Here is a 14,467-nt window from a genome sequence, read left to right on the forward strand (position 1 = left end):
CTCACCCGGTTAGTGGTAGTGCACTTCAAAGTGAGCGGTGGCTTTAACTTTTCCACCAGTGACGGGGATGTGGTCATGCAGGCGTCTGTAGCGCGCTTTTAGCGGAATGGTCACATTCCTGAGTGCGTTTGGCCAATCTGGAACTGCGTACGCTGCTACGGTGTAGCCGGTAGCTCCGGCACCTTCCGGGTGATTTAGATGAAGAGGATAGAACATACCATCATTGTTATTATGGCTGATTTGAATACCCACGCCTTCTGCGCCACCAGGCTCGTCGTCCAGCATCAAGATGCTGCTATCCAAAGGAGCAACGTTATTATTGACAAATTTATAGTCCACGTTAACTTCTCGGGGGCAGTTTGCTAATTCAATATTAAAATTCGCCAGCTTAGGACTGACAGGCTTAATTTCAGCTGGAGAAATTTCACCAAGATCGACTTGAATACTCTGAGTAAGAAGATCACAAGACGAATTGACAAGTGTTATGGTGGCCGTGCCGGGGTTAAATAAGCTTGTTATTTTTGCATCATAATTATCATCGCCGCCGTCATCATCATTATTCCCCTGACTATCAGTTCCATCCCAATTTGCGCCATATACCATTTTTGCTTTAAATCGGCTGAGATTTATCGTATAGGAACCGGCGGCGGGCAGTGCGTTAGCGTCGTAAATCTTTACTGCCATTGCCATTTTTCCGTTGATTGTATATTGCGTTTTCTGTAAATCTTCAGGGGGGAACTTTGCGTATGTCATAAGTCTTGATCTTCGATCGGTCAGGTCAACATGTTCGGCATCATTTGTTAGTGCAGCAACGAATCCTATTCCGGGATACTCAGTCTGGTAAATCCTGTCAAGCTCATTAGTTCCAGGGGCTAAATCCAGGCCAGAGTTTGTATAGCCTTGTTTTTTATAGCGGGGATCATATCTCGGCAGATTTCCCTGATGACAATTAACTGTTACCATGCCGCGCATGGAATGCTCACCGAGTGAGTAAAGCGTGTCTGCTGTATTATCATCGAATGCATCAGCACCAATATATATATAAATATCTCGGTTATAAATTCCGGTAATCGTGGCGTCGTTTATATTGCCTTCTTTATATGCGCACCCATAGGCAAACACCTGCTGTGAACTTAATAATGTGCCGACTGCCAGCAACGTTCTGAATAATATCTGTCTGCTTTTTTTGTTTTCCATATCCATTATTTCCTGTTTGCTTACTGGCACGTAACGGGGAGGAGCACAACGCTGTCCTCGGATGTCGCCGGGAGAGTAAACGTGCCCTGGCATTGTTGTGTTGCGCTGTCGCCCCATTTCGCCAGCAATGTCGTCTGCTGCTGGATACCGCTGAGAAACACTTCGCCATCATCGCCAACAATGGCGCTGCGGTTGCTCTCTGTGGTGACGATGGTGCCGTACGGCACCGGTTTCCCCTTGTACGTCAGCGTTACCAGCACGCGAGCGCCAAGAAAGGATTCAAACTTCGCCAGCACCAGCGCGCCGTTTGTGGGGATCACTTCTTTGACCGACTCAGGAATATCCACATTCTGGGCCGTTTCCGTGTTAACCGTAATGCGGTTGCGTCGGTAATCCGACAGCCACGGCACGATGGCATTACCAAACATATCCGTCTGGATGCTGCTGCCGTTGGTGACCGAGACACCCTCAGCGCCTTCGGTATGCACCAGCGCCATCGTGCTGCCGATGGATTGCGCCAGCGTCACGCCATACGGGTGCGCGACCACGCCGCCACGCAGGGAGTAGTTAATCTGCTTGTTATTGGGCGAATAGTTGTAGCCGAGTCCCCATTGCCCCCAGGTGCTGCGGTACTGCCCGGACAGACTGCCGCCGTTGCCCTGACCGCCCGGGGTGTAGCTTTGCGTCAGGCTGTAACTGAGCTGGTTTTGCTCAAGCGCAGACCCCGACAGGCCCGCCGAATGGCTGGCATCACCATGCTGCGACTGGCTGACGCTGTAGTTCGCGCTGGCATTAGGCAGCCAGCGGTATAAGGGGAGGCTCAGGGAAAGGGAAATCTGCTTGTCGGTGTCTGAACTGGGCGTGCGCGTCTGGCTGTAGTTAAGCGACATCGACACCCAATCGAAAGACTGGCTGTAACCGACGCTGACGGAACGCTCTTTACCGTCCAGATCCCAGTAATCCTGCTGGCTGGCGTTCACATACAGAGAACCCCATGTGCCGAGGCTCTGACTGATGTTTATCTGCTGGCTGCTGCGACGGTTGTAGCGGTAGCGATAGCCAAAAATATTGTCATCGTCCTCTTCATCATTCCACGCATTGATCGCCTCCTGAAAGGTGTAGAAATCGGCGGTGGAATAGCGATAGCTGGCCAGCGTCAGCGAGGTATCTGTCGCACTGAGGTTTTTTGAATACTGCGCCCGCCAGGATAATCCTTTGGCCGTGCTGCCGTGGATACGGTCCGCGCGGGCTCCGGTGATGTCGGCAGACATCCCGCCGAAAGCGTGCAAATCCGCTCCCAGTCCCACGATTGCCGCCTGGTAATCGTCGCTGCCCTGGACGCCTCCATAGATCGTCATGCCGAGCGGCAGGCCATAGATCAGTGTGCCCTGCATAAAGTCGGGCTCTTCGCCCTGATTCCCGGTGTCACGGTAGCGTCCGGCGGCGAGACTGTATTTTAACGTGCCCTCGCGCAGCAGAATCGGCACCGCTGCGCTGTTCTGAATGTAGCTGTGCTCGCTACCGTCGGCCTCGGTAATGGTGACTTCAAACTCACTTCCGGCTGAGGTCTGGTTGAGGTCATTGATTTCAAACGGCCCCGGCGAGACATAGGTTTCATAGATGGTGTAGCCATTCTGTTTAATGGTGACTTTGGCGTCACTTTTGGCAATGCCGGTGATGGTGGGAGCGAAACCCTGTTCCCGGTTGGACAGCATGCTGGTGTAAGTGCCGAGCTTCACCCCGGTGAACTGAATGCTGTCGAATAACTCGCCATCGGACCAGGTTTCCCCGATCGCCAGTTGGCTTTTCAGCATCGCGATGTCGCGCTGAAGCCAGGTGTTGGCAGAATCCCAGCCGCCGGTGTTGGAATACATACTGTTGTTACGCAAGCGCCAGGGGCCGAGGTTGGCGGCGGCGTTAAGGTTGACGTAATGGCTGGTGCTGTCGTAACCGTCATCACTGTGGTTATTCGAACCGCTGTAATAGTATGACAGCCACGCGGCCGGGATACCGGCGTCCCAGCTACGCGGGTTGGCGATAGAACCCATCTGCGACTGGCGGTAAATTTGCGGTATCCGGATAGTCAGCGTTTGATCGTTCATTTCAAAACGATAGTTGGCCTCCGCCACGTAATTACGCAGATCGTTAACCTGCGCCTCCTCGTTCAGATCTTTAATGCCGGGCATCGTGTCGACTTTAATGCCCATTTCGCGCAGATCGGCTTTGGTCAGCAGGGGCAGAAGACGCTGTTTATCCTCTGACAGAACGTAGGTAATGTCCCTGTTATCCACGGTCACGCCGTCGATGATGATTTTCGTCAGATACGTTCCAGGCTGAAGGGCGTTGTTATTAATGAAATTCACTAACGTGTCGGTGTTTTCCAGCGGGGAATCGAACTCCAGCGCTTTCACGTTAAATTTTTCACCAGCGAAAGCCGGCTGTATGAGTGTGGCGATCAACACAGCTAACAATGATGGAGGAAATTCAGCTTTATAATGTTTTTTATTTTTCATGAATTCAGGCCTACAACTTTAGCCGGTTAATAAGGCTATCTGGGTTAAAACGTCCCTGTTTTTACCGACGTTGTGCCGCCATAATCATTAATCGCTGACCAGCTAACGTTATTTCCTGCTCCGGCAGGTAACGGATAGGAATTCGATGCAAAGGGCGCGATCATCATGGTAACGGCAGCAGGTTTGGAGTTGTCGTCGCTTGCCAGCGCTTTTCCATTTACCGTTAATGAAGAAAGTGAAACATGGTAAGGCGTTGGGTTAGTGACGTTTAGCCTGTTATTCGAACGCGTAAAAGTGAGGCTTTCCCACGCGCTGTGAGCGGCATTATTATTTAAATTGGTCGGCCGCCAGAAAAGTTTAATTCGCGTTTTTATCGCAAGCTGTAATATGTTTTTATTTTCTTGCTCTTCTGTCGTCGCGCCGACAGATTTCACATTCATCCAGAATAGTGTTTCCCGATCCTCAGGCAGCACACCTTTTTTTCCGGTATAGATGACATGCAGCAATGTGGCTTTTCCGGCTTCCAGTTTAAAAAGGGGAGGGGTAATAACAAAGGGCGCTTTTTTTTCATCTTTATCCACGATCCATGACTGGATCAGATGGCTGATGCCCTCATCTCTATTTTTAATTTGTAACTGCACTTCTTTTTTATCAGTCGGATAAACCAGCCGGGTGCCGCCCATAACAATTCCGGCAAAAGAGGGCGCGGAAAAGCAGAGCGTGGCGAGGGAAATTATTGCGAGTCGGGTATTCATCATTGGCCACCAACATCCTGTAAGGGCTAAGAGAGAAGTGTGCAGATAAATAGCAAACGCATTTATCTGCACAGAATGCCGCTAATTAGTTGTAAACCAGCTCATAAGTGGCGCTGGCGGTGTAATCACCCGCAGTTGGTTTGTTAGCACCGGTCTGAATGACTTTAGCGGTGTATTTCAGAGCAGCGTCTTTTTTACCTTTACCATCATTGGCAAAAGCTGCAAAGTCAGCATCGTCAGGTCTACTGCCGTCAAATTTTACGGCTTTTTCGCCACCATTATTATGAGCGCTGTAGAGTCTGATCCCCACGTTTCTGTCACCACTTTGCGTGCTAGTAACATTCAGAATTTCTTTTGCTGCGTCTAATGTCGTGCCCGTAAATGCGGCGTTCACGCCAGTGAGGGTCCCGGGTTCACAGCCCAATAACTGCATAGTAAATTCTTTTGTCGTACCCTCAGCACCATCTCCGTTATAGTCCTCTGGGTAGGTAGGGAGGAAAGCAACAGTATAATTATTACTACCACCTTCGATCTTAATATCACACGTATCGTTAATAATTAATCCAGTAAAAGTAATTGTACCTTTGCTTTCAGCCTGCGCAGTTGAAGCCGCGCTCATTATCAAAGCCGCTGCCAGTGTGATTTTAAAAACATTATTCATAGTAAATCCTTTTAAATAAAATTATTTATTACATAAGGGAGGGGAAACTGTCGGAAACGTATTGTTTTAAACGTTTCGATATAAACACTTCGGCAAAAATAACGCCCTTGCATTGCAATAATAATCTTTATTGAATATTATTTACAAAGAGCTTATTCTGTAACTCGTCCCTGTTATGCAATTTCAGTGCGCTCATAAATATTCCCGCAACATGAAAATTAACGCTCACTTTCAAAACACTACCCGTTGAACCAAAGGGTGTAAATAAAAACGTTTTTTTAGTGATTTTTAAAATATTGATGTCTTATATAAAAAAGCCTAATGAAAGTGAATGATTCTTGAGCAATCAGAGTGTATTGTGAGGGGCCTTACTGCAAGGGGTGGGTTGGGAGTAAGCGTCTATGTGCCGATTAAATATAGTCTTTACGCGTAACAACTCTTTTCAATAAAAACAAAATGTTTACCTATTTGCTTTGCGAATAGCCAGACATAATGAAAGATTATTACATAATTACTGTATATATATTTTCTCACGCTGATGAATAACGTGAGCGAAATGTATTGTTTTAATTGATGCATTATTTATGCATCTAAATAAACAATGGCCCCGCAGAGCGAGGCCATAGAAATCATTTACAGATTATTCATTAAGCACTCAAGCCGGACGCGCAATATTGCTTTCGTCGTTCGCGCTTTCATGCAGATTGAAATCAAATGCCAGTACGATCAATTGGTCTTCCAGAGTGAAACGCTGCGCCAGCGCTTCGCCAATACCGGACAGCGCCTGCTGGAACGCAATGCAATTTTCATCATCAATCGCGTTTTCCAGGCTGGAATCGTAATAGGCCATGATTTGTTGTGTGTTGGCTTCCAGCAGCGGATAAATTTGCGTCGCGGCTAAAAGTGGGCTGGTGCCTTCCATTTCACTGATAATGCGTTCATAAATACTGAAATGACCGGCGGAAAGGTAATCGACCAGGTTGTGGCAGAAATCGTCCAGCGCCTTTTCATCAAGTTCGGTGAAGGATTCTTTGCCTGGCTTTATACCAACCAAATGGTAATAAGAAACAAGAAGATGCTTACGGACGTGTAGCCAGTGATCGACAAGTTTATTACTGCCTCCAACGCGCTCTGTCAGGCTTTCTAGCTGGTTTAGCATGGTTAACTCCGTAACATTAAGATTGAAAAATAGTGCAGACCCAAAAATTTAAAATGATGTAACCAACATGCCAGTGTCGCTAAGGTAGTGCAACAGATATGGAACGTGTCATCGATTTAACCGATCACGGCTGGTGGATTGTCAGCCATGAACAAAAATTATGGTTGCCCGGTGGAGAATTACCACATGGCGACGCAGGAAATTTTAATCTTGCGGGTCAAAGCGCATTAGCCATAGGCGAGTGGGAAGGCGATCCCGTCTGGCTTGTGCAGCAACATCGCCGGCAGGATATGGCTTCCGTCAGGCAGCTTATCGATCAGGATGTTGGCCTGTTTCAGCTTGCGGGCCGTGGCGTTCAGTTAGCAGAATTTTATCGATCGCATAAATTTTGCGGCTACTGCGGGCATGCCATGCATCCGAGCAAAACGGAATGGGCGATGTTGTGCAGCCACTGTCGCGAGCGTTATTACCCGCAAATCGCGCCGTGCATTATTGTCGCCATTCGCCGTGAAGATAAAATCCTGCTGGCGCAGCATACCCGCCATCGTAATGGGATCTACACCGTGCTGGCAGGCTTTGTCGAAGTGGGCGAAACCCTGGAGCAGGCGGTGGCTCGCGAGGTGATGGAAGAGAGCGCCATCCGCGTCAAAAAATTACGCTATGTCACCTCTCAACCCTGGCCGTTCCCGCAATCGCTTATGACGGCGTTTATGGCGGAATATGACAGCGGTGAGATTAATATCGATCCCAATGAACTGCTGGATGCGGGCTGGTATCGCTACGACAACCTGCCGCTGCTTCCCCCGCCGGGTACGGTAGCGCGCCGCCTGATTGAAGACACGGTCGCGATGTGTCGGGCAGAGTACGAGTGACATGATACAATGACGGTCTGACGCATTGAGGAATTGCAAAATGACCGAATTGAAAAACGATCGTTACCTGCGCGCGCTGCTGCGCCAGCCTGTAGATATCACCCCGGTATGGATGATGAGACAGGCTGGCCGCTATTTGCCGGAGTACAAAGCTACGCGCGCTCAGGCGGGCGATTTCATGTCGCTATGTAAGAACGCGGAGCTGGCGTGTGAAGTCACGCTGCAACCGCTGCGCCGCTACCCGCTTGATGCGGCAATTCTCTTTTCGGACATTCTCACCATCCCCGACGCCATGGGCTTAGGGCTGTATTTCGAAACCGGTGAAGGCCCGCGCTTTACCTCTCCCATTACCTGCAAAGCAGACGTCGATAAACTGCCTGTTCCGGATCCTGAACAGGAACTGGGCTATGTGATGAATGCCGTGCGCACCATTCGCCGTGAACTGAAAGGTGAAGTGCCGCTGATTGGTTTCTCCGGCAGTCCGTGGACGCTGGCGACCTACATGGTTGAAGGCGGGAGCAGCAAAGCCTTTACCCTGATCAAAAAGATGATGTATGCCGAGCCGCAAACGCTGCATACGCTGCTCGATAAACTGGCGAAAAGCGTCACCCTGTACCTGAACGCGCAGATCCGCGCCGGTGCACAATCGGTGATGATTTTTGATACCTGGGGCGGCGTGCTGACCGGTCGTGATTATCAGCAATTCTCGCTCTACTACATGCACAAAATCGTTGATGGCCTGCTGCGTGAAAACGAAGGCCACCGCGTGCCGGTAACGCTGTTCACCAAAGGTGGCGGTCAGTGGCTGGAAGCGATGGCGGAAACCGGCTGTGATGCACTGGGTCTCGACTGGACGACCGATATCGCCGACGCGCGCCGCCGTGTAGGTAACAAAGTCGCCCTGCAAGGCAACATGGATCCTTCTATGCTTTATGCATCGCCTGCGCGAATCGAAGAAGAAGTGGCGAGCATCCTGGCCGGGTTCGGACAGGGCGAGGGTCATGTGTTTAACCTTGGCCACGGTATTCATCAGGACGTTCCGCCCGAACATGCAGGTGCTTTTGTGGAGGCGGTACACCGGCTTTCACAGCCTTATCATCAGTAAGGAGGTTTCATGGATCTCGCGTCATTACGCGCACAACAGCTTGAACTGGCTTCATCGGTGTGTCGGGAAGATCGCTTTATCAACGATACTCCCACCATTATCGGTGGCGCGGACGTCGGCTTTGAAGAGGGCGGCGAAGTGACAAGAGCGGCGATGGTGCTGCTGAAGTATCCATCGCTGGAGCTTATCGAACATCAGGTGGCGCGGATCGCCACCACCATGCCTTATATCCCCGGTTTTCTCTCCTTCCGTGAATATCCGGCGCTCATGGCGGCCTGGAATATGCTGTCGCAAAAGCCCGATCTGCTGTTTGTGGACGGGCACGGGATTTCGCACCCTCGCCGTCTGGGTGTCGCCAGCCATTTTGGTCTGCTGGTGGATGTCCCGACCATTGGCGTGGCAAAGAAACGCCTGTGCGGGCGCTTTGAACCGCTCTCAGATGAACCCGGTGCGCTGGCTCCGCTGATGGACAAAGGCGAGCAACTGGCGTGGGTGTGGCGCAGTAAGGCGCGCTGCAACCCGCTGTTTGTCGCAACGGGTCATCGGGTGAGCCTCGACAGCGCGCTGTCGTGGGTACAACGCTGCACCAAAGGTTACCGCTTGCCGGAGCCGACGCGCTGGGCCGATGCGGTAGCTTCACGGCGTCCGGCCTTTATGCGCTGGCAGGAAATTCAGCCCTGATTCAGGTACACTGCGGCTAATTTCCGATATTGAGAACTCATCATGTTACAAAACCCGATTCACCTGCGGCTGGAGAAGCTCGAAAGCTGGCAGCACCTTACGTTCATGGCCTGTTTGTGCGAGCGCATGTATCCAAACTACGCCATGTTTTGCCAGCAAACGGGCTTTGGTGAGGCACAGCTTTACCGCCGTATCGTCGATCTGATCTGGGAAACGCTGACGGTTAAAGACGCGAAAATCAATTTCGACAGCCAGCTCGAAAAACTGGAAGAAGCGATCCCGTCGGCTGACGACTACGATATGTATGGCGTCTATCCGGCGATTGATGCCTGCGTCGCGTTAAGCGAGCTGGTGCATTCGCTTCTGAGCGGTGAAACGCTGGAACACGCTATCGAAGTCAGTAAGACATCCATTACCACTGTGGCGATGCTGGAAATGACCCAGGCAGGCCGCGAAATGACCGATGAAGAGCTGAAAGAAAACCCCGCCGTTGAGCAAGAATGGGACATTCAGTGGGAGATTTTCCGCCTGCTGGCTGACTGCGAGGAGCGCGACATCGAGCTGATCAAAGGTCTGCGCGCGGACCTGCGCGAAGCGGGTGAGAGCAATATCGGTATAAATTTGCAGCAATGAGACAACAAAACGTGATTTAACGCCTGAATTGTCGCACTACAAGGCTTCCCATGGGCCCCCCGTCTGGTCTACATTTGGGGGGCGAAAAAAAGTGGCTATCGGTGCGTGTATGCAGGAGAGTGCTTTTCTGGCATTTTCGTCGCACTCGATGCTTAGCAAGCGATAAACACATTGTAAGGATAACTTATGAACAAGACTCAACTGATTGATGTAATTGCGGACAAGGCTGATCTGTCTAAAGTGCAGGCGAAAGCTGCTCTGGAATCCACCCTGGCTGCTATTACTGAGTCTCTGAAAGAAGGCGATGCTGTACAACTGGTTGGTTTCGGTACCTTCAAAGTGAACCACCGCGCTGAGCGCACTGGCCGCAACCCGCAGACCGGTAAAGAAATCAAAATCGCCGCAGCCAACGTGCCGGCATTTGTTTCTGGTAAAGCGCTGAAAGACGCAGTTAAATAAGACCGCGTGACAGCGAACAGTTTTAACAGAGGGGCATTCGTGCCCCTTTTGTCATTCTGGCGTCGGGCGCTGACGCTGGCAGGTGCGCTGTTGCTGGCAGCCTGTAGTCACGATGCGTCACCCCCGCCTTTTACCGCCAGCGGATACGCAGGCGATCAGGGTGCGGTACGACTCTGGCGCAAAGATTCAGAGGGTGAAGTTCACCTTCTTTCTGCATTCAGCCCGTGGCGCAGCGGGGAAACCTCAACCAGCGAATACCGCTGGCAGGGCGACGATCTCGTTCTGATCGAACTTAACATCTACGGCAAACCGCCGGAACACATTCGCGTGCGTTTTGATGACCACGGCGAACTCAGCTTTATGCAGCGGGAAGTGAATGGTCAGAAGCAGCAGCTTTCCAGTGACCAGATCGCGCTGTATCGCTATCGTGCCGACCAAATCCGCCAGACCAGCGATGCGCTGCGTCAGGGACAGGTGGTACTGCACCAGGGCCGCTGGCATGCCGATCGCTCGGTTACCACCTGTGAAGGCACAACGGTCAGCCCGGATTTTGATGCGCAGGCGTTAAACCATATTGAACGGCGACAGAGACATTCATCATTAGAGGTGAGTGTGGCATGGCTGGAAGCCAAAGACGGTGCGCAGCTACTGCTGGTGGCGAATGAGGATTACTGCACGTGGCAGCCGAAGGAAAAAACGTTCTGACGGTGTGTTGACGCCCTCACCCCGGCCCTCTCCCCCAGGAGAGGGAGAAAAGCAGCACCGCAGCCGGGAGAGGGAGGTTTTTGTCCCCTCGCCCTCAGGAAGAGGTGTGGCACGATTTGTCCCCTCTCCCAGGGGGAGAGGGTTAGGGTGAGGGGAAAATTACTCTCCCTGCTCCCGCGCAATCGCACGATACCCGATATCCCGGCGACTAAAACTGCCGTCCCAGTGAATATCCGCCATCAGTGCATAAGCATTTTTCTGCGCCTCGGCAACGGTATGACCTAACGCCGTTGCGCACAGCACGCGCCCGCCGCTGGTCAGCACACGTTCGTCATCTGACAGCTTTGTCCCGGCGTGGAATACCTTCCCGCCAATCTCTTCTAACGGCAGACCGTGGATCACATCCCCGGTACGGTAGTCGCCAGGATAACCGCCCGCGGCAATGACGACACCCAGTGAAGCCCGCTCGTCCCACTCGGAAGTCTGTTCATCCAGGGTGCCGTTACAGGCCGCCAGACACAGCGCCACCAGATCCGATTTCATACGCAGCATAATCGGCTGGGTTTCCGGATCGCCGAAACGACAGTTGAACTCAATGACTTTCGGGTTGCCCTGCTTGTCGATCATCAGGCCAGCGTACAGAAAACCGGTATAGGTATTGCCTTCCGCCGCCATCCCACGCACGGTTGGCCAGATGACCCGCTCCATGGTGCGCTGATGGACTTCATCGGTCACCACTGGCGCAGGGGAGTAAGCGCCCATGCCCCCGGTGTTCGGGCCGGTATCAGCATCACCGACGCGTTTATGATCCTGGCTGGTGGCCATCGGCAGCACATGTTCTCCGTCAACCATAACGATGAAGCTGGCTTCCTCGCCGTCCAGAAACTCTTCAATCACGATGCGGTGCCCCGCGTCGCCAAAAGCGTTGCCTGCCAGCATGTCGTTAACCGCGGCTTCGGCTTCTTCAAGGGTCATCGCGACGATCACGCCTTTACCTGCCGCCAGACCGTCAGCTTTGATCACGATTGGCGCGCCTTTCTCACGCAGATACGCCAGCGCAGGCTCGACTTCGGTAAAGTTCTGGTACTCGGCGGTCGGAATGTTGTGACGCGCGAGGAAATCTTTGGTGAAGGATTTGGAGCCTTCCAGTTGTGCAGCCCCCTGCGTCGGACCAAAAATGGTCAGCCCGGCTGCTCGAAACGCATCAACCACGCCAATCACCAATGGCGCTTCCGGGCCAACAATCGTCAGGTCGATTTTCTCGTTCTGCGCAAAGCTCAGCAGGGCCGGAATATCAGTCGCGCCGATCGCCACGTTTTGCAGGACAGGCTCAAGTGCCGTCCCGGCGTTACCCGGCGCGACAAAAACGGTTTCAACCAGCGGAGACTGCGCCGCTTTCCATGCCAGCGCATGCTCGCGCCCGCCGTTACCAATCACTAATACTTTCATTGTCTGCTCCGGGAATTAATGGCGGAAGTGGCGCATGTCGGTGAAGATCATCGCAATGCCGTGTTCGTCAGCGGCGGCAATCACTTCATCATCACGAATGGAACCGCCTGGCTGGATCACGCAGCTCACGCCAACTGCCGCCGCCGCGTCAATGCCATCGCGGAACGGGAAGAAGGCGTCAGACGCCATTGCGGAGCCTCTCACTTCCAGGCCCTCATCCGCGGCTTTGATCCCGGCGATTTTCGCTGAATAAACGCGGCTCATCTGGCCCGCGCCTATGCCGATGGTCATATTCTCTTTCGCATAAACAATGGCGTTGGATTTGACGAATTTGGCGACCTTCCAGCAGAACAGCGCATCACGCAGTTCCTGCTCAGTTGGCTGACGTTTGGTTACTACGCGCAGTTCGCCCTCGGTCACCATGCCCAGATCGCGATCCTGAACCAGCAGGCCGCCGTTCACACGTTTGAAATCCAGACCTGAAACACGCCCGGCCCACTCGCCACAAATCAGTACACGCACGTTTTGTTTTGCTGCGGTGATTTTCAGGGCTTCTTCTGATGCAGATGGTGCGATGATCACTTCGACAAACTGACGGGAGATAATTGCCTGCGCGGTATCGGCATCCAGCTCGCGGTTAAACGCAATGATGCCGCCGAATGCGGAGGTAGGGTCGGTTTTATAAGCGCGATCGTAAGCGTCCAGAATGGAACTGCTTACCGCCACGCCACACGGGTTAGCGTGTTTGACGATCACACAGGCCGGTTCGTTGAACTCTTTCACACATTCCAGAGCCGCATCGGTATCGGCAATGTTGTTATAAGAGAGCGCCTTGCCCTGAACCTGGGTCGCGGTGGCAACCGAGGCTTCTTTAATTTCTTCTTCTATATAGAAGGCGGCGTGCTGGTGGCTGTTCTCACCGTAGCGCATATCCTGCTTCTTAATGAAGTTCAGGTTAAGGGTGCGTGGGAAGCGGCCAGCCGGTTCTTTGCTCTCGCCGTGATAGGCGGGCACCAGGCTACCGAAGTAGTTGGCGATCATGCTGTCGTAAGCGGCTGTGTGTTCAAAGGCTTTAATCGCCAGGTCGAAACGGGTTGTCAGGGTCAGCGAGCCATCGTTGGCATCCATTTCATTAATAATGGCTTCGTAGTCGCTGCTCTTCACAACGATGGCGACGTCTTTATGGTTCTTCGCCGCCGAGCGCACCATGGTCGGGCCGCCGATATCAATGTTCTCAACCGCATCTTCCAGCGTGCAGCCGTCGCGTGCAACCGTGGCCGCGAACGGATAGAGGTTTACCACCACCATATCAATAGGAGAGATGTCGTGCTGCGTCATGATTTCATCATCCTGACCGCGACGGCCCAGAATGCCGCCGTGCACTTTCGGGTGCAGCGTCTTCACGCGTCCATCCATCATTTCCGGGAAACCGGTGTAGTCAGATACTTCGGTAACCGGCAGACCTTTATCAGCCAGCAGGCGGGCAGTACCGCCAGTAGAGAGCAGCTCTACGCCGCGCTGGGAGAGAGCCTGAGCGAATTCGATGATACCGGCCTTATCAGAAACACTGAGCAGGGCGCGGCGGACTGGACGAGGTTGTTGCATGGTATTAAATCCCCAGGATTTTGACATTACAGAGAGCGTTAGCTGAATTTTCGGGCGCATTCATCCCCAAAATTCAGCTAACGCCCCAGACGGGGCATCCTTGTTTTAGCGCGGGCATTGTAACGAAAACGTTTGCGCAACGCTCGCGAATTTTTAGATTTTCAGCGCTTTGTGGATAACTCTGTGCGTAAATGGGTATAAGGCGGGCTTTTGCTGTGGAATGCAGCAGTCAGTCATTTTTCTGTCATTTAGGTGTTGCGGTGCCTTCAGAACTCCCTATAATGCGCCTCCATCGAAACGGCAAACGTGAATCACTTCACACTGAGTAGCCAGTCCGGTTGAAGAAAAAAATCCTGAGATTCAGGGTTGACTCTGAAAGAGGAAAGCGTAATATACGCCACCTCGCAACGGTGAGCGAAAGCCGCGTTGCACTGCTCTTTAACAATTTATCAGACAATCTGTGTGGGCACTCAAGGACATGGATTCTTAACGTCGCAAGACGCTAAATGAATACCAAGTCTCTGGAGTGAACATACGTAATTCATTACGAAGTTTAATTCACGAGCATCAAACTTAAATTGAAGAGTTTGATCATGGCTCAGATTGAACGCTGGCGGCAGGCCTAACACATGCAAGTCGAACGGTAGCACAGAGAGCTTGCTCTCGGGTGACG

General features: G+C 52.3%; 13 protein-coding genes and 1 rRNA gene. 7 read left to right on the forward strand and 7 right to left on the reverse strand.

Annotation, left to right across the window (positions count from 1 at the left end):
* Positions 1 to 9: 9 nt before the first annotated feature.
* From BM373_RS20965 to rsd, 5 genes are all read right to left on the reverse strand, one after another.
* Positions 10 to 1,203, reverse strand: coding sequence for a fimbrial protein (locus BM373_RS20965; protein WP_177220174.1), 1,194 nt, complete (start codon positions 1,201 to 1,203; stop codon positions 10 to 12).
* Between the two features lie 14 nt (positions 1,204 to 1,217).
* On the reverse strand, positions 1,218 to 3,710 hold the full coding sequence (locus BM373_RS20970) for a fimbria/pilus outer membrane usher protein (RefSeq protein ID WP_090466050.1): 2,493 nt from the start codon (positions 3,708 to 3,710) through the stop codon (positions 1,218 to 1,220).
* A 44-nt stretch (positions 3,711 to 3,754) separates the two neighbouring features.
* Entirely contained in the window at positions 3,755 to 4,468 is a 714-nt protein-coding gene (locus BM373_RS20975) for a fimbrial biogenesis chaperone (protein WP_318358645.1), read from the reverse strand.
* Positions 4,469 to 4,550: 82 nt separating this feature from the next.
* Positions 4,551 to 5,126, reverse strand: coding sequence for a fimbrial protein (locus tag BM373_RS20980; protein WP_090466055.1), 576 nt, complete (start codon positions 5,124 to 5,126; stop codon positions 4,551 to 4,553).
* Between the two features lie 655 nt (positions 5,127 to 5,781).
* Positions 5,782 to 6,285 carry a sigma D regulator gene (gene rsd, locus BM373_RS20985; protein ID WP_090466058.1) on the reverse strand — a complete coding sequence of 168 codons (504 nt, stop codon included), beginning with the start codon at positions 6,283 to 6,285 and terminating at the stop codon, positions 5,782 to 5,784.
* 98 nt (positions 6,286 to 6,383) lie between these two features.
* Here rsd and nudC point away from each other — a divergent pair, with 98 nt between their 5' ends.
* From nudC to BM373_RS21015, 6 genes are all read left to right on the forward strand, one after another.
* Positions 6,384 to 7,157, forward strand: coding sequence for an NAD(+) diphosphatase (nudC, locus tag BM373_RS20990; RefSeq protein ID WP_090466062.1), 774 nt, complete (start codon positions 6,384 to 6,386; stop codon positions 7,155 to 7,157).
* Positions 7,158 to 7,197: 40 nt separating this feature from the next.
* The gene (gene hemE / locus BM373_RS20995) at positions 7,198 to 8,262 is read left to right on the forward strand and encodes a uroporphyrinogen decarboxylase (RefSeq protein ID WP_090466065.1); all 1,065 of its coding nucleotides are present in this window, start codon (positions 7,198 to 7,200) and stop codon (positions 8,260 to 8,262) included.
* Positions 8,263 to 8,271: 9 nt separating this feature from the next.
* On the forward strand, positions 8,272 to 8,943 hold the full coding sequence (gene nfi / locus BM373_RS21000) for a deoxyribonuclease V (RefSeq protein ID WP_090466068.1): 672 nt from the start codon (positions 8,272 to 8,274) through the stop codon (positions 8,941 to 8,943).
* A 42-nt stretch (positions 8,944 to 8,985) separates the two neighbouring features.
* On the forward strand, positions 8,986 to 9,576 hold the full coding sequence (locus tag BM373_RS21005; protein ID WP_090466071.1) for a YjaG family protein: 591 nt from the start codon (positions 8,986 to 8,988) through the stop codon (positions 9,574 to 9,576).
* Positions 9,577 to 9,762: 186 nt separating this feature from the next.
* Positions 9,763 to 10,035 carry a nucleoid-associated protein HU-alpha gene (hupA, locus tag BM373_RS21010; RefSeq protein WP_002445246.1) on the forward strand — a complete coding sequence of 91 codons (273 nt, stop codon included), beginning with the start codon at positions 9,763 to 9,765 and terminating at the stop codon, positions 10,033 to 10,035.
* Between the two features lie 6 nt (positions 10,036 to 10,041).
* Complete coding sequence (locus tag BM373_RS21015) at positions 10,042 to 10,740, forward strand: DUF1481 domain-containing protein (RefSeq protein WP_090466074.1); 699 nt, start codon at positions 10,042 to 10,044, stop codon at positions 10,738 to 10,740.
* 159 nt (positions 10,741 to 10,899) lie between these two features.
* Here BM373_RS21015 and purD read toward each other — a convergent pair whose 3' ends face one another.
* Together purD and purH are read right to left on the reverse strand one after the other, a co-directional pair.
* The gene (gene purD / locus BM373_RS21020; RefSeq protein ID WP_090466076.1) at positions 10,900 to 12,189 is read right to left on the reverse strand and encodes a phosphoribosylamine--glycine ligase; all 1,290 of its coding nucleotides are present in this window, start codon (positions 12,187 to 12,189) and stop codon (positions 10,900 to 10,902) included.
* Positions 12,190 to 12,204: 15 nt separating this feature from the next.
* Positions 12,205 to 13,794, reverse strand: a complete 1,590-nt coding sequence (gene purH / locus BM373_RS21025; protein ID WP_090466083.1) for a bifunctional phosphoribosylaminoimidazolecarboxamide formyltransferase/IMP cyclohydrolase — start codon at positions 13,792 to 13,794, stop codon at positions 12,205 to 12,207.
* Between the two features lie 575 nt (positions 13,795 to 14,369).
* On the opposite strand from purH, the gene BM373_RS21030 reads away from it, so the two are divergent.
* Positions 14,370 to 14,467: ribosomal RNA gene (locus BM373_RS21030) — 16S ribosomal RNA — on the forward strand; the annotation flags it as partial.

The sequence above is a fragment of the Enterobacter sp. kpr-6 genome (genome assembly GCF_900116015.1).
Taxonomy (GTDB): Bacteria; Pseudomonadota; Gammaproteobacteria; order Enterobacterales; family Enterobacteriaceae; genus Enterobacter_D.